This window comes from Virgibacillus pantothenticus, from assembly GCF_018075365.1.
GTDB classification, from domain to species: Bacteria; Bacillota; Bacilli; order Bacillales; family Amphibacillaceae; genus Virgibacillus; species Virgibacillus pantothenticus.
This window is the reverse complement of record NZ_CP073011.1, coordinates 663,069-687,856: the sequence shown is the minus strand read 5'-3', so window position 1 is coordinate 687,856 and position 24,788 is coordinate 663,069. Positions and strand designations below refer to the sequence as shown.

The following is a 24,788-nucleotide window of genomic DNA, read 5'->3' as shown; positions in this document are numbered from 1 at the left end:
TACAGATTATCCTACTCCCCTTACAGCAACTTATATACAGGATAAATACCTATAGAACCCAAAAGACCCTCAGCGTTTATTTCCGAGGGTCTTAGTTGTTACTTTCTCTGTCTTCATCTATATAAGTAGCGTTCTAAACTAAAGACCATATATGGCTTTAGGTAGCTTGCTTTTTAACACTAGGTCATCTAAGCTTTTAAACGTATAACCTTGTCTCTTTAGCTCCTGAATCATTTTTTCGAGTGCCTTGGCATTATCCGATGAAACGGTGTGTAACAAGATAATCGCCCCTGGATGGATTTGCTCTTTTACCTGTTCAAAAGCATACTTCCAGCCTTTTTGTTTACTTGTCTCCCAATCCTTAAAAGCAAGCGACCAAAACACGTGAATATAGCCTAATTGGTTTGCCCATTTTAATGTATCCTTACTAAACATCCCTCTTGGCGGACGCAAGTATTTCATCTCTTTTTGGTCTGTTATGGCCGCAACTGCCTCCTCCAATGACTCTAGTTCCTTTTGGATGCTCTCCTTACTCATAATTGTAAAATCTGGATGATGATAGGAGTGATTCCCGACAATATGTCCTTCGTTCACCATACGTTTCACTAAATCTGGTTCACTTTTCACATAGTGTCCTGTTACAAAAAAAGTGGCTGGAACGTGATACTTTTTCAATATATCAAGAATATCTGAAGTATACCCTTGTTCGTAACCATTATCGAACGTTACATATACATTTTTTTCTCCTGAGTCATCGGCGTAATAAGCATTGTACTTTTTAAGCATATCTGCATATTTTCCAATATCAGGGAGTTTATGTTCTTTATTTTTGCTGTAACCCCATCCATAGCCAGATGCTGCAGCAGCCGATAATGGCATGCATAGAATAGCCAATAAAGCAATGACTGCATAAATAGGAAGTCTTTTTCTCATTGATGATCACCTGTTTTTTGGTCTTACTATGCTCCGTTTCCAGATGTTTTATTCTCATTGATCGATTTTATGCATACAGGATGTTGCAAAGCCAACCACTTCGATTAATGGATACCTCCCGAGCCTGTTGCTACCATTATCTTTGTCCAGCAGAGTAAAATCACCGTTAAACTCTACTTACTGGAGGTCTGAACCAGAAAAAAATATAGTGGCTTGCTGCTTACAATGGAAATTAGCGCACGATACAAGCTTATCTTACAGGATGATTGCTGCCACCCACCCAAAGATAAATAATGGTATATTATAATGTATAAACGTAGGTACTACAGTATCCCAAATATGATGATGCTTTCCGTCAGCATTCAGACCTGAGGTTGGCCCTAATGTACTGTCAGAAGCTGGTGAACCTGCATCACCAAGCGCACCTGCCGTTCCAATTAAAGCAGCTGTCGCTAGTGGCGAAAAACCAGCAGCTAAACAAATTGGTACATATAGTGCTGCTAATATCGGTATAGTACCAAAAGAAGAACCGATACCAATTGTTACTACAAGACCTACAAACAAGAGAATTAAAGCAATCAAAGCTTTATTTTGTTCTAAGAATCCCGATGACATTTCTACAAGCGCTTCTACAGAACCAGTTTCTGTTAACACATTCCCAAATCCTGAAGCAACAAGCATGACAAAGGCAATCGTTCCCATCATTCCAATACCTTCACTTATGACCTGATCTGCTTTGTTAAATGGAATAACAACGAAAGCAAACATGAGTACAAGCCCTGTAAGCGCGCCAATAATTAAATTTCCTGTTAAAATTTGAGCAGTCAAAGCTCCCGCCACAGCTATAAGTGTTAGTAAATGTTGTTTGCTAAAATGAACGGACTTTGCTTCGACCTCTGATGTCTCGCTTGTTTCTATATTATTATCGGTTACTACTCGATCCTTACGATAGGTGAAAAAAATAGCTATCAGCAAACCTACAATCATCCCAGAGCCTGGAATTAGCATCGCTAACACCGATTCGTTGACGGTTATATTCGTACCATTTTTATTCATATTCTCTACAATTGTCTCATGAAAAATCAAACCAAATCCTGCAGGTATCAATATATACGGAGCTTTAAGACCAAAAGTTAGAGCCGTTGCTACTGCCCTCCGATCCATACGCATTTTATCAAATAATGGCAATAGGGGTGGGATTAATATTGGAATAAAAGCAATATGGACAGGAATCACGTTTTGTGAAAGTGATGCAACTGCCGCGATCACAAGTAAAAGCAGCGTTTTTTTGCCTGTTAACACACGAATAAGGTAGGTAACCAATAACGATGTAATCCCTGTATAACTAATCGTTATAGCAAAAGCTCCCAATAAAATATAGCTCAGTGCAGTATTTGCTCCACCGCCCATTCCACTAACTAAAAGTTCAACTGCTTCTTTTATATTCAATCCAGACATTAAGCCTGCACTAACTGCTGCTGCAATAATAGCTATAATTACATTTACGCGTAATAAACTTAAAATAGTAAGTATAAGAACAGATATAAGAACGACCCATTCCATTTCCTTCCCCACTTTCCTCTCTCTTTAATACTTCATTATGATAAAGTAATAAAGTGAAAAAATCAACCTTATTTATCATTTCCAATATATTCGGTCATTTTTTATTTAGCTACGTTATTGTTGTAAGATATGGAAATAAGGAATAGTATGGCTCTACAAGCTAAAAAGCTATCGGGAAGTCCGACAGCTTTATTGTGTACATGTGTAAAAAATGCAAAGCTAACGTAACCATTCCCTAGCGGTTCGGGCAAGTAAATAGGAAGTACTTCAAAATCCAATTCGTTTAACAAGTTCTCATACCAAAACTATTTTAATTGATAAGAAATTGAGACATGATCTTGAATCGGTATCCAAGCTCCTATTCCTTGTTTAGTGACATTTTTTACGGCGATGGATTTTTTGGAGCCCTTTAATTTCACATACACTTCACCAAAAGTAACTTGTCCCTTTTCATTTACTGCAGGCGCATAGGATTGAAGCACCCCATACTTATCGTCTGGAACTTTGTACGTATTGTCTTTCTTCGTATTTTTCCCAATGACTGTCTTATAGGAGAGAGGGAGCTTGGTTTTTTCTTTTGCTTTTAACAGCATCATCTTTTTTACATCCGACGGATTAGTAATTTTGTTCGTGAGCGCCCCTTTAATTTCCTTTTGTTCTTGCTGTACATAATTTATCTCCTGGGGTTCTGAAGCTCCTGTGTTATTTAGCTCATTCTTATTTACTTGCTGATACTCCCAATTAATGGTCGTTTCTAAAGACTCATAATTCAACGGCCAACGTCCTAAATAAACCATTCCTCGATATCCAAATGCGACCGGTGAAGGATTCAAGCTAGTCTCATTTAACATTTTAATTAAAACTGGATTTTCAATTTTAATGTCTAACCCATCCATCAATTCCTTTGTCAATTCACTCGGCTCAATCACTTCCTCGTCCTCTGTTGAGTTGGGAAAAGTGTTATCTTTTGAAATATTTAGTACATGGCTTGGTATATCAAAAGCGTTCTTTTTCTTTTCTTTAGCTATCATATTGCTTGGCCAAAAAGCAGCTACTAATAAAGCAATACAAAGGAGTAGTAAAAAATAATGTTTCCGTCTATTCATATGTCATACCCTTTCTTTTTTCTTTAGTGTTTTTCTGACATATGAATTTTATACCCCTGCTGATAAATCATCTACTTAATTCAATGATCTCTATCTTATCTACAATTTCAATACTGTCTTCTACCGACCGTACCATGGAACAGTTTTTCCGTGCTACATGCAGATTTTTGTATAATTTATCTGCATCTAAACGACTTCCTTTAATGATAAACGTAAGCACTATCTTTTCGATACGATTTGCCTCTGCTTTATTTCTCTCTATTTCTGCATTTATTTGCATGTCTTGAACGTCTATCCGTTGCTTTTGAAGGATTTTCCGAAACACGGATCCGCTGCAGCTTGCAATTGAGGCAACCATCAACTGGTATGGACGAAAGCCAAATTCCTCATCTCCTGAAATTTCCAGCTGTCCAAAGTCTAATTTTGTTCTAAACCCATGTTCTTTTAAATGTAATTTCATTAATAATTCCCCTCCCATTTATTTTTTAACTAACCTTACTACTTTTATCATAAACGATATCGTTACTTTATTCACAATAATTGACCTTTTCATAGATTATTAGTAAATTGTTTCTAGGTTTATCCAAATACCCATATGCTGTTAGATCCATTTCAATCCAATTACTAAGTACATGTTTTAACATATTACCATTACTCTTACAGCAAAAGTATTTTTGTGAGGCTAGGACAGACATAACGAAAATATTAACTCTAAAGGCGAATGAAGCGTTAATTTAGCTTCGAAACTATATGTAGACTCCAGTGGGGATGCACGAAAAACAGGAGGTTGATCGAACCTCGGCGTGACATGCGAGAAATTATGCGAAGGATGCTCGGACATCAGCGTGACATGTGCAAACGGTGGAGCCCCCTCAGTACACACTCCATTTAATGAGCAAGGTCATACAATAATCTACAAAAAGGCTAGAGCTGCTAAGAAAGGAGAACATCATGCAAATCACAAATTATCGTTTCTGGATATTAATTGCGCTTGTTTTTATATCAGGTTTTTCTCAAGGAATGTTGCTTCCTTTACTTTCCATCATATTAGAACAAAATGGTATTTCCTCTTCCATTAATGGTTTACATGCCACCGGTTTGTATATTGGAGTTTTAATAGCCTCTCCGTTTATGGAAAAGCCGATGCGAAAATTTGGCTTTAAGCCAATTATCTTTATTGGTGGTCTGCTGGTCATTCTATCACTCGCTATATTTCCCGTATGGGAGTCTTTATGGTTTTGGTTTATCCTGCGTTTAACGATAGGCATCGGTGACCAAATGCTACATTTTGGAACACAAACATGGATTACTGCAACAGCTACAGTAGAAACAAGAGGACGCAGCATTGCCCTCTATGGCTTATCATTCGGAGCAGGCTTTGCGTTAGGTCCGTTGATGACAAGACTTCTCTCAATTCATCAATCCGTTCCTTTTCTCGTTTCTGCTGTTCTAAGTTTATTGGTATGGTCATTATTATTGTTGCTTCGTAATCAATGGCCTGAGCACTCTGTAGATCCTGTATATCCGACAAGTTCCGTACAACGCTTTAAACAAACCATAAAAATAGCTTGGGTTGCCATGTTACCAGGTTTTGGGTATGGCTTTTTAGAAGCTTCCTTACATAGTATTTTTCCCATCTATGGATTACGGATTGGTCATCATGTAGACATTCTAGCCCTTATCATTCCTTGTTTTGCAGCAGGAAGTTTGATTACGCAATTTCCACTTGGTGCGTTAAGTGATAAATTCGGGAGAAAGTCAATACTCATTACGGTTTTACTGCTCGGTTCTTTATGCTTTCTGCTTGCTGCACTATGGGAGAATTCTATCGTCGCTTTATTTATCCTGTTTACATTAGCAGGGATGTGTGTAGGTTCCTTATTCTCATTAGGCATCTCATATATGACAGATCTGTTGCCAGGAAACTTACTTCCAGCGGGAAATTTAATGGTCGGAATCATGTTCAGTGTTGGTAGCATTAGTGGGCCTTTTATCGGTGGGTATTTTATTGACGTTTTCCAAGGAGTGTCATTTTTTTATTTTATTACTTCAATCCTTATGTTGATTACGATAGCTATGCTATTTAAAAGAACGCAGCAAGAACAAATAGGGGGCTTTAATTTATAATCGTACGTAATCTGACAGAATAAACAATGAAAATATCCTGTCAGATTACTGTTATAGCTAAAGAGCAAATCAACCTTTAGACCATTTCATGTACAATAAACTTACTATAATGTGCTTCTAAACGTTCTTGTATAAAAGCAATGACAATACAAATTGGCCAATAAATAAGTGCTACAAGAATATACATAGTCATTGCATCAAACTCTCTTCCTGCAACAATTTGTGTTTTTTGGAAGAGTTCCGGTACAGTAATAACCGCTGCTAAAGAGGTAGCCTTTACTAAATCCATAAAAACATTCGTCAATGGAGGGATGGCTATTCTGACAGCTTGTGGCAAAATCACTTTTCGCAATGTCTGCCAATAGGTTAAATTTAATGCTTTAGCAGACTCCCATTGTCCTTTATCAATACTATTTAACGAAGCTCGGTCAATTTCTGCAATATAAGCAGCACTATTGAGACCAAACCCTAAACACGCTGCCATTAATGCCGTTAATTTAATACCAATAACAGGAAGTCCAAAGTAAAGAATAAATAAAAAAACAAGCATCGGCGTTCCACGCATAAACGATATGTACAGTCTAGCTGGAAATTTTAGGAAAGAATAGTTTGAATTTCGGACTAAAGCAAGTAATAGACCTAAAACGAGCCCAATCAACATACCAATAATTGAGACAAGCAATGTCATCGGTAAGCCACTTAATACAAATGGAAGATTTTCTACTGCCAATTGAACATCAAATATTTCATTCAAATTAATTCCTTGAATAGTCAATATAATCCCTCCAATCATGTATTCAACAAACCATCCACAGGATTTCCCATGGATGGTTTTAAATGCATGCAGCTCGTCTAATCAGTTTCGTCTACTTCTCGAATGATAGAATTAAATTGTTATAAGTCTAACCCTTCGATTGGCTCGATATCACCTTCAGGCTTTTGAGAAGCATCTTCTTGATAGAATTTGGTTGCTAATTCTGTTAATGTTCCATCTTCTCGCATCTCGCTCAAAGCATGATTGATTTTTTCTGTAAGTGTATCTGCTCCTTGTGGAATCACGACCGCCTGCTCTGTAGGATGGAATTTCAAGTTAGGATGAAGATGAATATCAAACTCCGGAAAACCTGCTACACCAAATTTAGATAGATAGTAGTCATTCACAATAACATCTGTTCTTCCATTGTGAACATCGCGTAAATACGCTTCATTAGGCGCATTTCCATACGTAACGACTTCTGCGCCAAAATGCTCCGCGATTTGACTGTAAATCGTTGTCGCTCCTCCACCAGCTTTTTTCCCTTTTAAATCTTCAAGAGATTCAATGCCGGAATTATCATCTTTTCGTACTACCATCGTAGAATAGGAATATTTGTATGGTTCACTAAAATTAAATGACTCTTTTCGCTTGTCTGTTGCTTCTATATCATTAGCGGCGACATCAATTCTTCCACTTTTTATTGCTGGTAACATGCTATCAATCCCCATAATTTCAAACGAAATATCGAGATCCAGTCGTTTAGCAACTTCTCGCATTACTTCTACATCATAACCAGTAAGCTGGTCTTCACTTTTTTTATCTCCATCGTAATAGGATGCTGCTATAAGTGTGCCAGAAGTTCCAACAATAAGCTCTCCTTTATCTTTTATTTCTTGCCATTTTTCACCTGTTACTTCTTGTTCATCCTTACTGTTATCATCATTGGAGTCACTGGAACAAGCGCTTAATAATACTATTGAAACAATAAATATGAAAGCTATTCTAAGATATTTCATAGCCATTCTCCTATCTGTTATATTTATAATTACATATCGGATTGTAACAGAATGCAAGGATAAAATAAAGTGAAACTTCAATCATTGGTACTTACTCTTTTATTCGCCACATGATGATTAGCACCAGAGGGCAATGACTTAAAGGTCTTGGAATAGAATCAGGCGACGAACCGATATGCCTTATCTTAGGGCGCATTTCTAAAATCGCATCGTTGCTGGACAATGGATCCGGACGTAGCTATTCGGTTATTTCCTTATCCAAAAGCACCTCGCTTTATACTTTTGTATGAAAAAACAACTCTATTTAACTTATCTAACTCATTTATTTTAGACAGTATTTTAAGAATCTAAACATTATAAAGCAAAAGTTTTTTCATGTTAGATGGTGGCTCGCGCTCTAGTCGAGCCATGCTGGTTTCTTATCTTCAAAAACACTGACAACCTCCTTATCTATTTTAATTAGAAAATTACAATATAACATTTCATATCTTTTAACACTAATTATTATTATTCAGTTACCAAACAACAAGTCATGTGAAATTCAAAAAACAGTAACATTCGCGCTGATTTTGCATATATTTAACATGAAAAAGACCTTTTCATCTCCATTTCATGATAAAATAATCATAGATCCATATTTTTATCTTGACTTCACTTTATAAAATGCTAATATAATAATAAATACCATTTAATAATTACTTTAAACAAAAGAGAATAATGATTGGAGAGACGGAACATGTCAGCCAAAACTAGCTCACCACACCCCTCTAATACAATTCAAAAAATTTCTGAACACAAAGAACTTATTGCAGCTTTATTTAGTGGTTTATTAATTGCAGTCACTTGGTCGTTGGAAGCTTATCTCTCTCAGCCTCTTTGGGTGATTCTCCATTTGATTGCATTTATAATTGGGGGCTATGCAAAAGCAAAAGAAGGCATTACAGAAACCATTCGTAATAAAGACTTAAATGTAGAGATGCTAATGATCTTTGCTGCTATTGGTGCTGCAGCTATCGGTTATTGGACAGAGGGAGCAATTCTAATCTTTATCTTTGCTTTGTCCGGTGCACTTGAAACATATACTATGAATAAAAGTAACAAAGAAATCTCTTCGCTGATGAAATTACAGCCTGAAAAAGCATTGAGAATAGATGGGGAAGAAAAAGAAATTGTTCCTGTTTCCTCTTTGCAAATAAATGATATCATTTATGTACGAGCAGGAGAGCGTATTCCAGCAGATGGAGAGATTGACCGCGGGGAAACGTCGATTGACGAAAGTGCCATTACCGGCGAAGCTATTCCAGTTAGAAAAACGGAAGGTAACGAAGTGCTTGCAGGCACAGTGGCATTAGATGGTTCCATATATATTCAAATCACGAAACCAGCAAACCAAACATTATTTCAACAGATCATTCAAATGATCCAATCAGCTCAGGAGGAAAAATCTCCATCACAGTTATTTATTGAAAAATTTGAAGGGGCCTATGTAAAAATTGTTTTAGTGGTTGTCTTTTTTATGATGTTTATTCCGTATTTTTTATTTGACTGGACGATTCAGGAAAGTATCTATCGAGCTATGATTCTATTAGTTGTCGCTTCTCCATGTGCCCTTGTTGCCTCAATAATGCCAGCAACACTATCTGCTATCTCCAAAAGCGCCAGAGCAGGTGTGCTATTTAAAGGTGGCGTACATATTGAAAATATTGGACATATTCAGGCGATCGCCTTCGACAAAACAGGAACGTTAACCAACGGAAAGCCCGAAGTGACAGATTTCCATATCCATCCAGATTATACTAAAGAGGAAATATTGCCAATTGCAATGGCCATGGAACAAGATTCTACTCACCCACTAGCTCATGCCATCGTTACTTTTTGTAGACAAAATAAGATAGATGTTCTTCCGCAAGACATTCAGGTATCTGTATTTACTTTGGCGGGAAATGGCATTTCAGCCATTATCCAAAATGTAACATGGGAAATTGGTAAACCAGACTATATTGGTTTTGAAGCTTATTTCGAACATACAACCAAACAACTTGCCGCTGAAGGCAAAACGATTGTATATGTTAAAAAGGGCGACCAAGTCGTTGCTTTATTTGCGCTCAAAGATACTGTAAGAAACGATAGTATTCAAGCTATCAAACTTTTAAAACAGCAAGGAATCCATACGTTGATGCTTACAGGAGATCATGAGCTTACAGCAAAAGCGATAGCTGAGGAAGCAGGAATTGATGAATATGTAGCGAATTGTTTGCCTCATGAAAAGGTGGAGGAGATTAAGAAACTGAAAGAAGCCTATCAGCACGTAGCAATGGTCGGTGATGGCATTAATGATGGTCCTGCATTAGCAACCGCTAATATTGGCATCGCTATGGGCGAAGGGACAGATGTTGCCTTAGAAACAGCAGATGTGGTACTCATGAAAAATAATCTTAGCAGAATTATCAATGCCATTCATACTTCACAAAAAATGAATCGAGTTGTAAAGCAAAATATATTCTTTTCGCTCGCAGTCATTGCTGTACTTATCGCATCCAACTTCTTACAAGTCCTTGACATGCCATTAGGCGTTATAGGACACGAAGGAAGTACTATTTTGGTTATTTTAAATGGTTTAAGATTGTTGAAATAACTTCTATAACATATGCTTTAGAGACAGATGATTTCCCTAAGGCATATGTTTGCATTAAAGTATCACTTATCCTCGATCTTTTACACCCATTTTCACCTTAGCAATAGCATATTTAAAACTATTATCTTCATGACCATCCGCGCCCATTATTTTTTTTATATTTTGTTCTATTACACCTTGATATTCTCCCTTGTTATCTTTTTTTACTGCTTGTTTATTTTTTTCGTCAATTTCAACTTTTATTTTGTCATGCTCATATTGTACTTCAAAACGTCCAGCAATAATTGCAGCTTTTGCTATCAACTATTAACGTATCATGACGGAAGAAAAAACGAACTCTTTTTGTGGTGCAGAAAATTACCTGCTATACTGTTGAAAGCCAGTCCGCTGAAATTATTGGGAATATGGAAAATGGTCATCGTCAAATTGGTGAAAAAGCTATAAGGAATTGAAAAAGTCAGAGGTGCTTGAATGTAAGAAAAAAGCCAGTTGCTGAGTTATGGATACCACAAAGCAACTGGCTTTTTTCACACCAGGAAAGTATAAGATTTTTTGGTTTATAGTATAAGAAACAAAGGCTTTCGCCATAAGACTTGGCGACAAGCAAAGTCTTTTTTAAAAAAATAGTTTAAGCATTTTAATAGTCGAAACAATACATACAACACTAGCTCATATAACGTATCGGAAAGGACAATCACTTAAATCTTTAGCAATTGTAACAATAACAAAACCTGAAACCATGAGTGTAAGAGTCAGGAAAAATATCCTATATAACGAATCGCATTTTTTGTTAGACATGTTATGATTAGCATTAAAATTTTTTATCTTTCAGTTTATTGTTTATTATGTCCGTAAATTAGGTCAATTATTTTACTTGAGTTAGTTTTATCTATAACATAAGTATCTTCTTCATATCCAAGGTAATTTAAAACAATTTCATTTTCATCATTTCTAGTTATCTGTAGAAGCCTTTCATAAAAATCATCTGACTTATCATTAAAGACTATTGCCATATCATAATCGTATTCTTCTGTATTGGTTGCTTGTTTTTTAGCTTGTTTAATTGCACTTTTAAATATTTTTATTTCTTCTGAATCGGAAAATGACTTACTATAATCCTCTTTTGTATTGGATATTTTTATTTCTTTTATTTGTTCTACTTGTTCAGATAAGGGGATTTTTTCATCAGAACATCCATTTAATAAAAAAGCTAAGAAAAGGATCGATAATAGTAAATATTTTTTCAATCAGCTACCCTCCATAATATTACAATAAATTGAAAATATTAACATTATTATAACATTCACAGGCAAAGAAATGAAATGTAAATAACTAAGTCAAAGACCCTTCTTTAGCAATTACTTCATCAGCTTATTTTTTCGAATAATAGCATTTATTAAGCCACCGGTAAGAATAATAATTCCTGATAAATAAAACCAAATCATTAGTGCAATTACGGCACCGAGGCTACCATACATTGCTGAATAATTCCCAATATTGCTTACATAATAAGAAAAACCGAGTGAAACTAACTGCCATGCTACTGTCGCAAATAAAGCTCCAGCTGCAGCATTTTTTAAATAAATGCGTTTATTCGGGGCAAGCTTATATAACGCAAGAAAAACAATAAAGAAAACAATGGAAGAAACAACCCAGCGCAAAGCTTCCCAAACGGTAATAAACCCTTCTGATAAACCGACAAATGAGAATAAATAAGTCCCTACCAACTTCCCGAAAATCGGTAATAATAATGCTATAATAATAATTGCCATCATCGCTATTGTAAGCACAATAGCGATGAGCCTTGATACAATGAAAGAACGGTTTTCATCAACTTCATAAGCATAATTAAAGCCGCGCATTAAAGCATTAACTCCATTTGATGCTGCCCATAACGTAGCTATAATACCAAATGAAAGCAATCCGCCATTTCTTTGACGAATCAAATTGGTAACATTTGTCGAAATCAATTCCACAATTTGAGGTGGAGCGTAGGAAGAAATAATGTCCAACACAGCTAACTCATCCATTGGTAAATATCCGACAAGTGTCACTAAAAATAATAGAAAAGGAAACAGTGACAACAGAAAGAAAAAAGCCAGTTGAGCAGCCAAGCCAAACAGATCTATATCTATCATCCGTTGATAGACCTGCTTTCCAAATAAAATAACTTTATTTACCATTGTCCTACTCCCAAACTTGTTCCCTCATGTTTAATAAGCCCTTATTAAACATCGGTTAATGTCTTTATAACCACTTTCCACTCTTGGATCGTTCATGCCTTTTACAAGTAGCTAATCTATTCTATTCGATCTATCTGGCGCTTATTCGTAATTTTATCAAGCGTTGTTTCAGCTTGATCTAGTGCGTTTATCGTATTTTCTGCACCTTTTGCGAACGCTTGATTAAATGTATCAAAGGCAGTCCGAACCTTGCGGATAGCTTCAGAAGGATTTTTCACTAAGTAGCTTGCTCCAGACCTAGCCGATGTAACTTTTTCTTTAGCATAAGCTCTTGTTTCCTTATCCAACAAACTCATTAATCCCCCTGCTGCTGCGCCAATTACTACACCTGTGACTAATTTTCTTTTTCCCATCATTTTCGCTCCTTAGACTATAGAATGTGTTTGTTTTAAATACTGCAAGAGTTGGTAGCATCCTTCAGATACCAACTCATATGTATAAGCAAAATTACCTGTAAAATAAGGGTCAGGAACATTTGCTTCTTCAGCTCTTTCAACAAAATCCATCAATTTTGCTATCCGAACTGTTTCGTCTTCACCAAACATTTGCAATACATCTTGTTTATTTTGCTCATCCATGGCAATTATATAATCAGCATTCCCTTTATCGTGCGCAGTTATTTGCCGCGCTTTTAAACCGTCCGCTGCCACATCGTGTTTTTTTAAAATCGCTATCGTTTCTTCATGAGGTGGATTTCCTATATGCCAACTACCGGTTCCAGCAGAATCTACCTCTATTTTGTCTGTGAGATTCTCTTTTTTTAATAAATCAGCAAAAATTGCTTCAGCCATTGGCGAGCGACAAATATTACCAAGACAAACAAAAATTACCCGGATCATCCGACCACCCACTTTTTTGCAAATTGTTCTATTCTATTATAAGCAACTTCACTCCTAACAGCAAAAGTTTCTATTAAATTCACTTCCTTAATAAATCCAAAAGTTACCATAAAGTCAATTTAACGTTTTTTTATGCGGAGTTACAACTTTATTATAAAGAAAAAGGAATAATTTTACTCTTGACAGATAACTCCATTTTTCGGAATATTTTATTTACAAACCAAAAGGAGGAAAGAAATTGATGATGGACATTATTCAACAAATTAGTCATTTTGTTTGGGGTCCGCCAACTTTAGTGCTCATACTCGGGACAGGGTTATTTCTCACTATTCGGTTAGGTTTTTTTCAATTTCGAACACTGCCCTACGCATTGAAATTAACCTTTAGTCCTAGTAAACAGGATGAAAAATCAAAAGGCGATATTAGTCATTATCAAGCATTAACAACAGCAATGGCCGCCACAATTGGTACCGGTAATATTGTTGGTGTGGCAACAGCTGTTGTACTCGGTGGACCTGGTGCCGTATTCTGGATGTGGGTATCGGCGTTACCAGACATTACATAACTACATACTAAATATCACCTGCAAAAAAGAGAAGGCACATAAACCTTCTCTTTTCTATTACTTCACATCCACAATAATATTAGCACTTATCTTATAGTGTTCAAAATATCCAACATCAAAAGTGATCATCTTTGTTTCGGGGTTAGCGCTTTGTATTACTCCTGTAAACTTTTCGTATCTCCCCCTATTGTATGTAGTGATTGTAATCTCATTTTTAAACTCCAATGCATCCGCCAATTTTTCCGATAACTCGATCATTTTATCCTCAGTTAAAACAGGTTTGCTATTTGATGATTTTTTCTTTTTTGGTGGTTTTGGTACAGATGACATTTTTTATCCTCCTTTAAGAACATTTGTTTTATACTTATATTGTAGAAGAACATTCGTTCTTGTTTAAGGATTTTTTATTTTTATATAGAAATATTATCCATAAACTGATACTATGATACTAGTAAATAATCTATAAGGGGATGTCAAAATGAAAAGGGTATTTTTATTAATGTTAATAGCTATTGTATCTATAGCTTTAGTAGCTTGCGGTGGAGAGTCTGAGGATAACGACAAGGAAGCTAAAGCAGACGACTCTAAAAAAACGGAAGAAAAAGAAGATAAGGATAAAGAAGAAAGCAAAGAGGATGAATCGTCAGAAGGTGACGTAAAAGAAAACGAAATGGGCAAATTTACGTTAGTAAGCGAGAAGAAAGATATTAATGAAACTATTGAAAATGGTCCAATGAAATTAACAATAACTGGTATACAAAGCGCTACATTAGAGCCATCGGAAGATTTTAAAGAGATGTTCGAAGGCAAAGATAAACTGACTATGATTAACGTTGGAATGAAAGCGGAAAACACATCAGACGATACCGTTTCTTTTTATCCAGATCAAGCAACGTTGACTACTAATGCAGGAGATCAAGTTGAAGCTGATCTAGTATTAAGTGAGCAAGTGGGTGGCGACTTTTTCGGTAAAACTAAAAAAGAGGGAGACGTCATTTTCAAAGTTGATACTCCCGCCGAAGAAATAAAAGATATTAAATTAATTATAGATGGAGCGTCAGACGAAAACTTAGAATCATTAGGTGATAGCATCGAGTTACCATTAAGCTTTTAAAATATCAATAACCAGCCTATAACAGGTTGGTTATTTTAATATACGAGGAGTAAACCCACATGAAAATAGGTATGCGTAAGCCTAGCCTTAAAAAGCGTGTAGCTGCTAGGACAAGTATAAAAAGGCAAGTTGTCCATCGTACAGGTGCTAAAATGCCTAAAGGCTATGGCTGGGTTCGTGATCCTAAAAAAGCAGCATATAATAAGGTATATAATAAAACAACATTTGATGTATTTAAATTGATCAAGAAGTTGTTTAAATAATGTAGCTCTCTTTGATAGGGGGCTTTTTCTTTTATAAAAATGAAAAACCCTCGAAAGAGGGAAAGCATATTTCATTTATTGAGTTATAATTTCAACTAATTCTGCAATTCCCATTGAGCCCTTAAATATTTTTTCGATGAATATAGATAGATTTTCTTCGCTGGGTTCTTCAATAATATATGAATATAAACTCTCGACTCCATCTATAATATTGGAGATAGAGTCAAAATATAAATCAAAAATATATTTTTCTTCTTCGATATTTTTATTCTCTATGTCGGATTCATCTTCAGACTCGTTGTTTGTAAGGTCCTGTATTCTAGCCTGGGCCATTTTTCTCATTTCGACAAGATTACCTTTAGTAAAGGTGACCATTTCTTTTAATATGGGATTTATTTTTAAAATATGACTTTCTTCAATATCCTCCGTACTTTTTGGTAACAAAGAAACTATTTGATTAACGTAGTTAGAAAGCTCGGGTAAAGTGTCTATTAAATAATTAATCACTTCTTGTTTTTTATTTATTTCCACCAATTCCCTGTAGCCTCCTTTCCACAATATGGACAGTATTTAAATTCATATTTAAGTAACCTTTTACAAGTTTTGCACTTTTTATTATGTATAGTCCCACATTTCCCACATTTTACTGCATCTTTTCTCATAGGATGATAGCATTTTACACAACCATTTATAGCGTACAAAAAAGAAATAGCCTCTTTCACTTTAATTGCATATTTGTCTGTATTAAATTCGCCTACCTTCATTTTTAACCGGTCTTTGCTAACAGATCTTGATTGTTCGCATAGAATAGCGCCTTTTTCAATCTCAATATCAAACTTTTGCCCCAGTTTTTTAAGTTTTTCAATATTACTTTCTAATAGAATTAAATCATTTTTGTTATATGTAACGGTGAAAGGGTATTTTTTTTCAGCACGAGTCATAGGGGAAATTAGCACTATTGGTGAATATCGGTTCATCATATTGTTGGAAGCAACAAAAACCGGCCTTTGCCCATCTTGTTCAGAGCCTCTGACCGGTCCTAACTCTGCCCAATATATATCTCCGTGTAAAGGGAATTCCTTACTCAATTTCGTCTTCATCTCCCTTTACCTTTTGATCTGCTTCAAAAGAAACATCCATAAATGATTCCGCTAATCGAAGATCCATTTCTGCATTCTCTTGAAAGGCGTTCTTTATTTGTAAATAAAATTCATCATCTTTTCTTTTTTCCTCTAATATTTCACGATATGAAATCAACTTTGCTACGGCTGCAGACAAATTAAATGATGAGCTAGACAGCTTCACTGCCCATTCGGGTCTATCTTTTATAGCTTGCAGCATCAGTTTCAACCTCCTTTTATCTATATTATCCACCCCCAATAAATCAATGTCAATGAAATTTAATTTTTATGCATCATTCTATGTATTAATGTCACCAAATATTACAAGAAATAAACATTTAGCGAACTCATCAATTATTTGAGATTTTTAGTCTATCCACACATCAATGATATTTTCAAAAAGCAAATGCTGACCAGCTATGCTTATGTATTTATTTTGTTTATTGATACTGGTTATTTTACCTTTTACCTTATAAAAATCATGGTTATCAAAGTATTTCAATTCGACCGTTAGATCATTCGCCACAGCCATTAACAGCTTATTGTTTATTTCTTCTTTCTGCTGTTCGTCTAATATAGGCATTTTCTCGTGGTCTTGCTCTTTCCACATTTTTTGCAACATTTCAATATGCTCTGGCATCATGATAGATGTCCATTTAATAGTACCCCGATCGTTTACCATTATGCGCCAACCTTCTTTCTTACTTTTCCAGCGGATAAGATATTTTCCATGTTAAATGTTCGTACTTGTTTACGATAAAAACAATAGGCTAAAATACTATTTTCTTTAATTTCAATTACACGTATATAGCGCTCCGTTACCTTATTATCACTATCTATATAAAAGATGATGAGCTTTTGCTTATTATCTAATGAGTTTTTAAATAATCCTAACATGATCGCACCACCTTAGAACGTTTGTTCTTATTATAACATAAAAGAGAACTAGTGTGCGTGTTATTTTATGGGAAATTGATAAATACTTTTGCACGCAGATTTTGGTAATTCATTGCCTTTCAATTATAGCTATAATTTCTACTTAATAATAATAGAATTAGCTTAAAAATAAAGCAGAAAATGAATATTAAGTATTGACATGCGTTGACGCACATTTTATACTTTAATTAAGTTGAAGGTTCGGACTTCAACTATAGAGTTTAGAAAGGTGTGTCATTCGGAGATACACCTATAGAGTTTATATTGGTTAGAAACTCGGATTCTAATCACTTAGAGTGTTAAAGGCGTTAGCATTAGAAGCTAACGCCTTTAGTTTTTATGGGGGTAAAGAATTGAAGAAAATTATGGTTTTTATAGACGGGAATAATTTTGAAAATGCAGTAAATAGCCTCTATGGTTGCCAAACAAAAATAGATTACCACGAATTAGCTAAAAACATATGCGATAGAGAGAAAGGTGACTTGCAGAGACTTTATTATTACACTGCAAAAAGTAGCAAGGAAAAAGATAAAGCTCAAAGTACAGAAAGGTTCGCAAACTTTCTAAATAAAAAAGTGTCTAAATGTATAGCTAAAGTTGGTTTTTTAAAGTTTAAGGGTGTAGACGAAAACGGAAAGGACATTTATGAGGAAAAAGGTACAGACGTCAATATTGCTGTGGATATGGTATCATTAGCTTTTCAGAACGCTTATGATGAGGCTGTACTACTTAGCGCTGACTCTGATTATGAACCAGCAATACGGACAGTAAGAAACTACGGAAAAAACGTTACTGTTGGTTTAGTTGATAAGCAGACAGGTGGATTTATTAAGGATATATGTGATCACAATATCATATTAGATAAAGAGTTTTTAAATAATGTAAAAAGATAGGTTGTTGAAGTCCGAACCTCCAACAACCCGTTCTCTTGGTTGCATAGTCCGAATCTACACAACCTACTTATAACTATTCCCTTTCATTTGAAAATATAACCATTGCTTGACTGTTTTATACTTTCTACATAACCTTGACACGCATTACTCCACTTTTACATATTTTTCGCTAGCTGTTACATAATAAACGATTTTGGTAAAAGGTTTTTCGGGTTTTACTTATCTGATTAACGTTTTCTATAAAAATATAAACTAAAAATGATAATTAACACCAACCATAACCACCAATATTTAATTAAGAGTTGTCCTTGAGTGAGATTTATGAAATCACTAATAAATTGCATGTTATCAAATCCTTTATTCAATTGCCCCATCCAACTAAGGACGGGGCCTTTTAATATTTAAAACAGGAAATATTTTAGACGAATGTTGGGCAAACTAATAAAGTCATGAATTTACCCCCATCTCCGTACTCCCTCTTGAATAGAGGGGGCTTTTTAACATCAATACACATCTGATTTACGCACCCAAGACATAATGCCATCGAGTAATACCCGATCAGATTTCACCTGTTTAATCTTATAGCTGTTACCTTTAACAAAGCTTGCAATAGACTCGCCAGTAGCAAATTTGCTTGCTGATTTTTTGACAGTGACTTTCTGGCCGACTTTAAAGGATTTAGGTTTTGGCTTGCTGGATGCGGTAGATTTAACAAATCGACCCTGCAATTTATTTAACAACGTAACGTTTTGGCTAGCTGTACCACGATAATTTTTAATGCCGTACTTTTCAGCTAATCTTTTACGGTTGTTAAAACTAGCATCCATCTTATGATCTTTCATATAATCAACAACACTTTTATATTTTTTAGATGGTTTAGGCTCAGGTGCTGGTTTACTTGGTTTAGAGCCACCTTTTTTAAGCTCTAAATTAAGAAAATCAGCAATACCATCAGCTATAGCCCGTCCAGCTTTCTTTAGCACTTCATTATCACGCAGCTTCTTAATATCAATTGTAGAATCCATGTAACCACCTTCTGTTAAGACAGCATCCATTTTTGTTTCACGAAGCACATGAAAGTCAGCCTTTTTCAACCCTCTATCTCTTAAACCATAAGCGTTAACGATACGTTTATGCACTTTACTGGCAAGTTGCTCAGTGCTTGGGTGGTTGCCTAAATAAGTGTAAGTCTCTGTACCTGTCCAAGAACCCCATTTGCCTGTATTAGCGTTATGGTGTGTTGAAACATAAACATCAGCGCCCCAAGCATTTGCTTTATTTGTACGCTCTTGCAATGGTACGTCACGCTCTCCTGTTGGGTCATCCAGACGTAAAACTTCAACGTCATCATAGTTGCCTTCTAAATGTTTTATTCCTTCTGTTACCACAACGTTGTTAAATGACCATTCTCTTTCACCGTCTGGTGTACGTTTACCCGGTGTATGAATTCCGTGACCTGCACCCCATGCTACTTTTTTCACCATATTGATCTCTCCTTTATTTTTATATAAAAAAGGCACTCACGAATGAGCGCCTTAATCAACGTTATTTACCTTATTAAGCATTGTCTCTAGGCTTTTTGTAGTGCCTAGCTTGCTTACTATCGCTTAATCCTTTGGTAGTAGGGTCATTTACAATACCCAAAATAACTAGAACAGCAAAAACCGCATTGATAAATTTTGCAGCTTCTGCATTAATTAATTCTGCTGCAATATCATATCCAAACCAATTACCTACAATTTGTATCAATAATACAATTGCAGGAACTAAAGCCAGCCAAAATGATTTCTTCTTTGCTCTTACTTTCCAATTGATTTTCACAATAATTCCTCCTTGATATAAAATAATTAAAAAACGGCTTGCCCGATTGGACTAGCCGTTTAAACAGTTATATTGTAAAATTAAAGAAGCACTCCATTCGGAGTGCTTCCATTTAATCTAATAAAGTTGCAAAACATTTTGCTAAGTAATCGTCTACCTCATCAATATTGAATTCGCCGTCATGACAGGTTAATTTCCCGTTATTAGCAACTATTTCATCCAATACAGTCTCGTCATCTGCAGTTTTCTTAGATACTGTAATTTTATAGTCTTCTTGATTTAACAAAACTATTAACGATGTATTTTTGTAATTAAACTTAATGCCTTCTGGTTCAGTTGTGATTTTCCATGATAATTCAGGGTATTTTGCCTTTAAAGCAACATCATGAATGTAAAATCTAGCTATACTATCTTTCAATTTATCGATAGTATCAACTATTAACTCTTTATCTTTGTCAATTACACTTTGTCTGATCTTGTCAGCAATTTCTTTTCTATCCATTTTTTACACCTTCCTCCCAAAATATTCTACTATAAATTGGAGAAGAGGTGTAATTTATATTAATTCATTTAATTTTTCATAATACCTGCGACTATCCCATCAACATAAAACTTTAGTTCTTTTCTCAGTTGATTAATCTCGCTTTCTAACTTAGCTACTTTATTTTCTAACTCTTTCACTCTTTCTTCCATTTTCAATTCCTCCTTAAAATTTATCAACAAGTAATACTGCTAAAGTAATCAAAGCAAAAAGCCATCCACCCCATAGGCGAATAGCTTCTGCAAATGTTTTTTTACCTTCTGTTATAGCTTCTATTTTTTTGACTTTCCCCTCAACTACATCTATTTTCTCTCGTAATCCGTTATATTTTTTAATCATATTACGAGTTTCTTGCATTTCGTGGCGCAAACCCACAAAATCTTTACTCATGGCATTTATCTGTTCAAATAATTGTTGGTTATTATACCATTGTTGTTTTTCACTCATGTTCAACCCCCTGCATAAGACATAAAAAATAACGCCTATTCAGCGTTGAAGTTTCCTTTTATTCTCTTTTTTCTTTCCTGTGCATCGGTAATAGCGGGTTCTAATACACCCGTAATAAAATTACCGTCTATCGCTATCTTGGTACTATCTTTTCCCATTTGTTCCATAGCCTTCTTGTAACCATCGTTAAATCCCTGTAAATAGCTATTCGCTTCCATCTTCTTCGGTCTCCCCTCGCAATTCTTTTAGCTTTCGTTCTAATTCCTCAATTTCTTTTTGCTTTTCCTGTTCTTCTGTCGGTATTTCTATCTCTTCCCCCTCCTTGACGCACAACTGTGGATACCCACCAGTTAGCACAAGCTCGGTTTTATCAATCTGATTAGCGACATAATCATCTACGTAAAATTGAAATCCTTTACGCACCGGTACTGCACTATTACCGACCGTCACGCTATCTACTATATTTCGATCATCAACCGCAAAAAATACTTTTGTGCGGTTATTGGTATCATTGTTATCGTAAATTTTAATATCCAACGTATTCACTCCTTACAGCACATCTGTTTGTATAACACTTTTCATTCGAAAGATGATTTCTTCTTCTGGTGATGGCGTCCAAGCTGCTACCCAACCTATTTTAAAAGTGACATCTCGTTTTTTAAAAGTAGGCTTACCTAAGTCAATAACACATTTTTGTATGCCAGATGTACCTTTTTCGATCAATTGAAAATAAATGCGGTCTTCTTTCTTATCGCTAGATCCGTTTACCACATGTAGGGAATGTTTACCGCTGTCGGCATGTGGCCAATAATGAAATATCAAATATCTGGCACAGTGCACAAATTCGTAACGCTGAAACGCAACAGCATTTAAACCATCTCTTACATCTAAATACCCTGTCTCTTTTCGCTTGCTGCCGTCAGCGCTGTACTTAAGGCACACATACCACGACCTAGCCCTAAACTTATACCCGTATAGTCCCCCTGGAATAAACACAGGACCAACCTCTGCTCCCGGTACTTCATTTTTTGTTGTTGTCATATAGTAAGGGTCATCAGCACTAACTGCATAGGCGTTATGCATAAGTCCATTTTGCATCGTAATAGCACCGTCTGGTCGTACAATTCTAACGCCTTTATCGTCTATAATGACGTTACCATCACCAAGTACACCTCGTTTAGCGTGTATCTCACCGCTTAAATACGCATTAACAAAACGCGAGTTACCTTTTAAATCAAGCCATGATACTGGATTACCTTTACTATCATATTGCACTAAACCATTTGTGCCGTCCCACTGTATACGTGCACCATTAGCAGCAGTACGTATAGGTACAGACCCAACATCAATAATCCCTTTTTTAATGTTGCTTGCGTTTTCCGCAAATGCTTCCGCCTGCCTACGTGCTTCTTCAGCTTTTTCTTTTGACACCTTATCAGCGTGATCTTTAGCGTTAGTTTCGGCTTCACTTGATACATCATTAGCGTGCTGTTTCGCTTCTTCTAAATTGCGTCTAGCTTGGTCGATACGAGCCTGTTCTTCTGCCGTTACCTTACCATCAGCGTGTGCCTTAGCTTCTTCTTCGGCTAAATCTGCTTTCAGTTGAGCGACATATTCTGCGTAGGCTCGTTCGTCCTCGGGTGCTGGTGACCAGTCGGTTTCTACGTTGCCTTTTTCGAGTTTTACTTTCTTGCCTTCTACACTAGCGTCTTCTAAAAACCCGTACCTAAAAGACACTCTCATATAAGCTATACTTTGTTTATTAGGTACAGTTATTTTATCAGTTGGTCTAGTTTGACCACCTACAGGCACTAATTCGCCATCACGATAAGTGCCTATATAGACCTTATCCTTATCGTAAAACATAATTTGACTTATAGTATAGTTACAAATAATGTTTTCGTTGGCTAAAACCTCTATAAACCCACTAACCAAACTATCTGTTTCGGTCGCCACTTCTCCGTCTGCCCATTTAAACACACTATTCACTAGAGCGTCTTTTATTACAAATAAATTCCTGCCGCCAACCTGCACATTATCATATAAAGGACTCCAATTATAATCAGATGGGTTAGTGCTTTCGGTTTGCGTGGTCTTGTTGTAGGCAAGTCCTAAGTATCGCTTACCATCCGGTTTATCAGCCATGCCATTACCATTTTCATCATCCGCATATTTTACCCAAGTGTAATTAGGATTTCCATCTTCTCCCGGCGGTCCCGGCACACCTTGATCTCCCCTATACTTTGACCATTCATAATCATCGGGATTGGTGCTTTTAATAGGTGATTCTTTGTTATAAGCCATACCTATATAAGCTTTGCCATTTGGATAATCAGACATGCCGTTTCCTTGTTCATCGTCTGCGTATTTATGCCATGTATAAAGAGTTTGTCCGTTTTTCCCCGGTGGTCCGGGTATTCCGGGCTCTCCATCCACACCGTCAAATACGTTAGTTAACGTCACATATCCCAATACAGCAACATCTTGAAATACAACCTCACATGCATACATGGCTTTTTCGCCGATGTCGGTTGCTTGTACGGTAATCGTTTTATTACTCGCTGACCAGTCGTTTATAAGATTACCGTGCTTATCATACTTAGTCCACGTATAGTTATATGTTTCTCCGTTTTTATCTGTCTCATTTCCTTGGTTATAGACAACGGCAGTTAACTCCGTACTACCTATACCGTTTTTAAATACGGTACCTGCGCTAGATACTACATTTACGCTTAACATGCGTGCGATACTACGTCTTATTTCGTCTTGTAGTGATTTCCATACTGCTTGTACTTCTTCTTCTGTGTACTCGGTAAAATCACCTAGCTTGACGTTCTTTTTACCACGTTCTTTCATACTTCCGCTAACTTCAAAAACCCTCGCTTCTACGTACAAAGGGGGGTTAAATTGCGTGTCTTTTATTTTCAATGTATCACCGAAACGTATTTTTTCGTTTTCCATGCCAGGCACGTGTTCAAGGTCGGCTATTTCCGTTTCGTACTCAATAATTTCATTTATACGTTTTTCTAATTCGTTTTCGGTCAACGTGTACAATCGCTTATCGGTCATATCTTGGTCATCTGACTGTGGCTCATAGGTACCGATTATATGGCGTAACTCACCAGTGACAGGGTCACGTCTGCCCCATCGTTGGAGTGCGTCAAAGTTTTCAACTAATACCTCTTTGCGTCTCCCATCTTTTTCTGGACCGAGACCAATAAGCGCTGTATAAATATTGTCAGTATCCTCTATACGTTTGATACTACGCAAATCCTTACCAAACTCGATTTCACGTCCCCGCCATTGTCCAATTTGTTGGACTAAGTCAACGTAACGACCAGTTATTTTATTACCTTTTGTTTCGATTCTAAAATCAAGTTCAAGGTCAAATTCAGTCGCAATACGTTTAAGCATAGAGTAAGGGTCGGTATGTTTTTCGACGTGAATTGTTCGAGAACCTTTACCTTCAACAAGCCCAACACTCCATTCCGTATTTCTCAGCATTGTAGCTGCCGCGGTACTTGCCGATTGGCTTTTTAACGTTTGTGGTTTAATTACTTGAGCTTTACGTAAGTCATTGTAACTGGCTTTAGTAAAGACCTCTATATAAAGAGAATCTTTATGTGTTTTACCTGCATGCCATATCGTTAATTCTCTATATCCACCATCACCATCCTCATTAGGAATAATTACTTTATTACGTCCAGTTAAATACTCGGAGTATTCGCGATCAGCAAACGTTGTAAAATCAAACGTTTCCGCGGTCGTCTCTAATGAGCGATGGTAATTGTCATCCCAAAATTCATTGGGAGGAATGATGCCAACTATCTCATCTGATTGCTTATCTATAATGTGTATCACTTTATCA

At 36.1% G+C, this 24,788-nt stretch carries 30 protein-coding genes and 1 pseudogene; 6 read left to right on the top strand and 25 right to left on the bottom strand.

Annotation, left to right across the window (positions count from 1 at the left end):
* Window positions 1-138: 138 nt before the first annotated feature.
* The 4 genes from pdaA to KBP50_RS03375 form a co-directional block, all read right to left on the bottom strand.
* Window positions 139-933 (bottom strand): delta-lactam-biosynthetic de-N-acetylase, encoded by a 795-nt coding sequence (gene pdaA / locus KBP50_RS03390; protein WP_050349987.1) that lies wholly within the window; start codon window positions 931-933, stop codon window positions 139-141.
* A 255-nt stretch (window positions 934-1,188) separates the two neighbouring features.
* A complete protein-coding gene (locus KBP50_RS03385) occupies window positions 1,189-2,496 on the bottom strand; it encodes a Na+/H+ antiporter family protein (RefSeq protein WP_050350043.1) in 1,308 nt (435 codons plus the stop codon).
* Between the two features lie 305 nt (window positions 2,497-2,801).
* The gene (locus KBP50_RS03380) at window positions 2,802-3,602 is read right to left on the bottom strand and encodes a YfkD famly protein (RefSeq protein ID WP_050349986.1); all 801 of its coding nucleotides are present in this window, start codon (window positions 3,600-3,602) and stop codon (window positions 2,802-2,804) included.
* Window positions 3,603-3,669: 67 nt separating this feature from the next.
* Entirely contained in the window at window positions 3,670-4,062 is a 393-nt protein-coding gene (locus tag KBP50_RS03375; protein WP_050349985.1) for an OsmC family protein, read from the bottom strand.
* Window positions 4,063-4,553: 491 nt separating this feature from the next.
* On the opposite strand from KBP50_RS03375, the gene KBP50_RS03370 reads away from it, so the two are divergent.
* Entirely contained in the window at window positions 4,554-5,729 is a 1,176-nt protein-coding gene (locus tag KBP50_RS03370) for an MFS transporter (protein ID WP_050349984.1), read from the top strand.
* A gap of 76 nt (window positions 5,730-5,805) precedes the next feature.
* On the opposite strand, the gene KBP50_RS03365 is transcribed toward KBP50_RS03370, so the two are convergent.
* Together KBP50_RS03365 and KBP50_RS03360 are read right to left on the bottom strand one after the other, a co-directional pair.
* Window positions 5,806-6,504 (bottom strand): amino acid ABC transporter permease, encoded by a 699-nt coding sequence (locus KBP50_RS03365; RefSeq protein ID WP_373314170.1) that lies wholly within the window; start codon window positions 6,502-6,504, stop codon window positions 5,806-5,808.
* A gap of 119 nt (window positions 6,505-6,623) precedes the next feature.
* On the bottom strand, window positions 6,624-7,502 hold the full coding sequence (locus KBP50_RS03360; RefSeq protein WP_050349982.1) for a transporter substrate-binding domain-containing protein: 879 nt from the start codon (window positions 7,500-7,502) through the stop codon (window positions 6,624-6,626).
* Window positions 7,503-8,238: 736 nt separating this feature from the next.
* Between KBP50_RS03360 and KBP50_RS03355 the strand changes: the two genes are divergently transcribed.
* Window positions 8,239-10,137 (top strand): heavy metal translocating P-type ATPase, encoded by a 1,899-nt coding sequence (locus tag KBP50_RS03355; RefSeq protein WP_050349981.1) that lies wholly within the window; start codon window positions 8,239-8,241, stop codon window positions 10,135-10,137.
* A 66-nt stretch (window positions 10,138-10,203) separates the two neighbouring features.
* On the opposite strand, the gene KBP50_RS03350 is transcribed toward KBP50_RS03355, so the two are convergent.
* The 5 genes from KBP50_RS03350 to KBP50_RS03330 form a co-directional block, all read right to left on the bottom strand.
* Window positions 10,204-10,440, bottom strand: a complete 237-nt coding sequence (locus KBP50_RS03350) for a hypothetical protein (RefSeq protein WP_050349980.1) — start codon at window positions 10,438-10,440, stop codon at window positions 10,204-10,206.
* 530 nt (window positions 10,441-10,970) lie between these two features.
* Window positions 10,971-11,384 carry a YhfM domain-containing protein gene (locus KBP50_RS03345; RefSeq protein ID WP_050349979.1) on the bottom strand — a complete coding sequence of 138 codons (414 nt, stop codon included), beginning with the start codon at window positions 11,382-11,384 and terminating at the stop codon, window positions 10,971-10,973.
* Between the two features lie 111 nt (window positions 11,385-11,495).
* Entirely contained in the window at window positions 11,496-12,320 is an 825-nt protein-coding gene (locus KBP50_RS03340) for a YihY/virulence factor BrkB family protein (RefSeq protein WP_050349978.1), read from the bottom strand.
* A gap of 116 nt (window positions 12,321-12,436) precedes the next feature.
* Entirely contained in the window at window positions 12,437-12,733 is a 297-nt protein-coding gene (locus KBP50_RS03335; RefSeq protein ID WP_050349977.1) for a hypothetical protein, read from the bottom strand.
* A gap of 12 nt (window positions 12,734-12,745) precedes the next feature.
* Window positions 12,746-13,219 carry a low molecular weight protein-tyrosine-phosphatase gene (locus KBP50_RS03330; protein ID WP_050349976.1) on the bottom strand — a complete coding sequence of 158 codons (474 nt, stop codon included), beginning with the start codon at window positions 13,217-13,219 and terminating at the stop codon, window positions 12,746-12,748.
* A gap of 241 nt (window positions 13,220-13,460) precedes the next feature.
* On the opposite strand from KBP50_RS03330, the pseudogene KBP50_RS03325 reads away from it, so the two are divergent.
* A pseudogene (locus KBP50_RS03325) lies at window positions 13,461-13,769 on the top strand (alanine:cation symporter family protein); the annotation flags it as partial.
* 72 nt (window positions 13,770-13,841) lie between these two features.
* On the opposite strand, the gene KBP50_RS03320 reads toward KBP50_RS03325, so the two are convergent.
* Complete coding sequence (locus KBP50_RS03320) at window positions 13,842-14,114, bottom strand: YolD-like family protein (RefSeq protein ID WP_050349974.1); 273 nt, start codon at window positions 14,112-14,114, stop codon at window positions 13,842-13,844.
* Between the two features lie 148 nt (window positions 14,115-14,262).
* On the opposite strand from KBP50_RS03320, the gene KBP50_RS03315 reads away from it, so the two are divergent.
* Both KBP50_RS03315 and KBP50_RS03310 read left to right on the top strand, forming a co-directional pair.
* On the top strand, window positions 14,263-14,898 hold the full coding sequence (locus tag KBP50_RS03315; RefSeq protein WP_050349973.1) for a hypothetical protein: 636 nt from the start codon (window positions 14,263-14,265) through the stop codon (window positions 14,896-14,898).
* Window positions 14,899-14,957: 59 nt separating this feature from the next.
* On the top strand, window positions 14,958-15,161 hold the full coding sequence (locus KBP50_RS03310; RefSeq protein ID WP_050349972.1) for a hypothetical protein: 204 nt from the start codon (window positions 14,958-14,960) through the stop codon (window positions 15,159-15,161).
* Between the two features lie 75 nt (window positions 15,162-15,236).
* Here the strand turns inward: KBP50_RS03310 and KBP50_RS03305 are convergent, their stop codons facing one another.
* From KBP50_RS03305 to KBP50_RS03285, 5 genes are all read right to left on the bottom strand, one after another.
* Window positions 15,237-15,695, bottom strand: a complete 459-nt coding sequence (locus KBP50_RS03305) for a hypothetical protein (RefSeq protein ID WP_050349971.1) — start codon at window positions 15,693-15,695, stop codon at window positions 15,237-15,239.
* On the bottom strand, window positions 15,683-16,249 hold the full coding sequence (locus KBP50_RS03300; protein WP_050349970.1) for a type II toxin-antitoxin system PemK/MazF family toxin: 567 nt from the start codon (window positions 16,247-16,249) through the stop codon (window positions 15,683-15,685). The genes KBP50_RS03305 and KBP50_RS03300 overlap by 13 nt, the downstream gene beginning before the upstream one ends.
* Window positions 16,242-16,502 (bottom strand): hypothetical protein, encoded by a 261-nt coding sequence (locus KBP50_RS03295; RefSeq protein WP_050349969.1) that lies wholly within the window; start codon window positions 16,500-16,502, stop codon window positions 16,242-16,244. Before KBP50_RS03295 ends, KBP50_RS03300 begins: the two co-directional genes overlap by 8 nt.
* 147 nt (window positions 16,503-16,649) lie before the next feature.
* Window positions 16,650-16,964, bottom strand: a complete 315-nt coding sequence (locus KBP50_RS03290) for a YolD-like family protein (RefSeq protein WP_050349968.1) — start codon at window positions 16,962-16,964, stop codon at window positions 16,650-16,652.
* Complete coding sequence (locus KBP50_RS03285; RefSeq protein ID WP_050349967.1) at window positions 16,964-17,179, bottom strand: hypothetical protein; 216 nt, start codon at window positions 17,177-17,179, stop codon at window positions 16,964-16,966. The genes KBP50_RS03290 and KBP50_RS03285 overlap by 1 nt, the downstream gene beginning before the upstream one ends.
* A gap of 335 nt (window positions 17,180-17,514) precedes the next feature.
* Between KBP50_RS03285 and KBP50_RS03280 the strand changes: the two genes are divergently transcribed.
* The gene (locus KBP50_RS03280; protein ID WP_244969446.1) at window positions 17,515-18,111 is read left to right on the top strand and encodes an NYN domain-containing protein; all 597 of its coding nucleotides are present in this window, start codon (window positions 17,515-17,517) and stop codon (window positions 18,109-18,111) included.
* Window positions 18,112-18,614: 503 nt separating this feature from the next.
* Here KBP50_RS03280 and KBP50_RS03275 read toward each other — a convergent pair.
* From KBP50_RS03275 to KBP50_RS03245, 8 genes are all read right to left on the bottom strand, one after another.
* A complete protein-coding gene (locus KBP50_RS03275) occupies window positions 18,615-19,595 on the bottom strand; it encodes an N-acetylmuramoyl-L-alanine amidase (protein WP_244969445.1) in 981 nt (326 codons plus the stop codon).
* A 73-nt stretch (window positions 19,596-19,668) separates the two neighbouring features.
* Window positions 19,669-19,932, bottom strand: a complete 264-nt coding sequence (locus KBP50_RS03270) for a phage holin (protein WP_050349965.1) — start codon at window positions 19,930-19,932, stop codon at window positions 19,669-19,671.
* A 112-nt stretch (window positions 19,933-20,044) separates the two neighbouring features.
* Window positions 20,045-20,434: a hypothetical protein gene (locus tag KBP50_RS03265; RefSeq protein WP_050349963.1), complete on the bottom strand. Its 390-nt coding sequence runs from the start codon at window positions 20,432-20,434 to the stop codon at window positions 20,045-20,047.
* A 68-nt stretch (window positions 20,435-20,502) separates the two neighbouring features.
* A complete protein-coding gene (locus KBP50_RS22400) occupies window positions 20,503-20,625 on the bottom strand; it encodes a hypothetical protein (RefSeq protein ID WP_269082647.1) in 123 nt (40 codons plus the stop codon).
* 13 nt (window positions 20,626-20,638) lie between these two features.
* Window positions 20,639-20,920 (bottom strand): hypothetical protein, encoded by a 282-nt coding sequence (locus KBP50_RS03260; RefSeq protein ID WP_050349962.1) that lies wholly within the window; start codon window positions 20,918-20,920, stop codon window positions 20,639-20,641.
* A 35-nt stretch (window positions 20,921-20,955) separates the two neighbouring features.
* Window positions 20,956-21,138: a hypothetical protein gene (locus KBP50_RS03255; RefSeq protein ID WP_050349961.1), complete on the bottom strand. Its 183-nt coding sequence runs from the start codon at window positions 21,136-21,138 to the stop codon at window positions 20,956-20,958.
* Window positions 21,125-21,457, bottom strand: a complete 333-nt coding sequence (locus KBP50_RS03250; protein WP_050349960.1) for a hypothetical protein — start codon at window positions 21,455-21,457, stop codon at window positions 21,125-21,127. The genes KBP50_RS03255 and KBP50_RS03250 overlap by 14 nt, the downstream gene beginning before the upstream one ends.
* A 12-nt stretch (window positions 21,458-21,469) precedes the next feature.
* Window positions 21,470-24,781 (bottom strand): phage tail spike protein, encoded by a 3,312-nt coding sequence (locus tag KBP50_RS03245; RefSeq protein ID WP_210967617.1) that lies wholly within the window; start codon window positions 24,779-24,781, stop codon window positions 21,470-21,472.
* Between the last annotated feature and the right edge of the window lie 7 nt (window positions 24,782-24,788).

Coding starts and splice junctions, on each gene's coding strand:
- pdaA (WP_050349987.1), bottom strand. CDS start 933: ATGAGAAAAAGACTTCCTATTTATGCAGTCATTGCTTTATTGGCTATT.
- KBP50_RS03385 (WP_050350043.1), bottom strand. CDS start 2,496: ATGGAATGGGTCGTTCTTATATCTGTTCTTATACTTACTATTTTAAGT.
- KBP50_RS03380 (WP_050349986.1), bottom strand. CDS start 3,602: ATGAATAGACGGAAACATTATTTTTTACTACTCCTTTGTATTGCTTTA.
- KBP50_RS03375 (WP_050349985.1), bottom strand. CDS start 4,062: ATGAAATTACATTTAAAAGAACATGGGTTTAGAACAAAATTAGACTTT.
- KBP50_RS03370 (WP_050349984.1), top strand. CDS start 4,554: ATGCAAATCACAAATTATCGTTTCTGGATATTAATTGCGCTTGTTTTT.
- KBP50_RS03360 (WP_050349982.1), bottom strand. CDS start 7,502: ATGAAATATCTTAGAATAGCTTTCATATTTATTGTTTCAATAGTATTA.
- KBP50_RS03355 (WP_050349981.1), top strand. CDS start 8,239: ATGTCAGCCAAAACTAGCTCACCACACCCCTCTAATACAATTCAAAAA.
- KBP50_RS03340 (WP_050349978.1), bottom strand. CDS start 12,320: ATGGTAAATAAAGTTATTTTATTTGGAAAGCAGGTCTATCAACGGATG.
- KBP50_RS03335 (WP_050349977.1), bottom strand. CDS start 12,733: ATGGGAAAAAGAAAATTAGTCACAGGTGTAGTAATTGGCGCAGCAGCA.
- KBP50_RS03330 (WP_050349976.1), bottom strand. CDS start 13,219: ATGATCCGGGTAATTTTTGTTTGTCTTGGTAATATTTGTCGCTCGCCA.
- KBP50_RS03320 (WP_050349974.1), bottom strand. CDS start 14,114: ATGTCATCTGTACCAAAACCACCAAAAAAGAAAAAATCATCAAATAGC.
- KBP50_RS03315 (WP_050349973.1), top strand. CDS start 14,263: ATGAAAAGGGTATTTTTATTAATGTTAATAGCTATTGTATCTATAGCT.
- KBP50_RS03310 (WP_050349972.1), top strand. CDS start 14,958: ATGAAAATAGGTATGCGTAAGCCTAGCCTTAAAAAGCGTGTAGCTGCT.
- KBP50_RS03295 (WP_050349969.1), bottom strand. CDS start 16,502: ATGCTGCAAGCTATAAAAGATAGACCCGAATGGGCAGTGAAGCTGTCT.
- KBP50_RS03290 (WP_050349968.1), bottom strand. CDS start 16,964: ATGGTAAACGATCGGGGTACTATTAAATGGACATCTATCATGATGCCA.
- KBP50_RS03285 (WP_050349967.1), bottom strand. CDS start 17,179: ATGTTAGGATTATTTAAAAACTCATTAGATAATAAGCAAAAGCTCATC.
- KBP50_RS03275 (WP_244969445.1), bottom strand. CDS start 19,595: ATGGTGAAAAAAGTAGCATGGGGTGCAGGTCACGGAATTCATACACCG.
- KBP50_RS03265 (WP_050349963.1), bottom strand. CDS start 20,434: ATGGATAGAAAAGAAATTGCTGACAAGATCAGACAAAGTGTAATTGAC.
- KBP50_RS22400 (WP_269082647.1), bottom strand. CDS start 20,625: ATGGAAGAAAGAGTGAAAGAGTTAGAAAATAAAGTAGCTAAGTTAGAA.
- KBP50_RS03260 (WP_050349962.1), bottom strand. CDS start 20,920: ATGAGTGAAAAACAACAATGGTATAATAACCAACAATTATTTGAACAG.
- KBP50_RS03255 (WP_050349961.1), bottom strand. CDS start 21,138: ATGGAAGCGAATAGCTATTTACAGGGATTTAACGATGGTTACAAGAAG.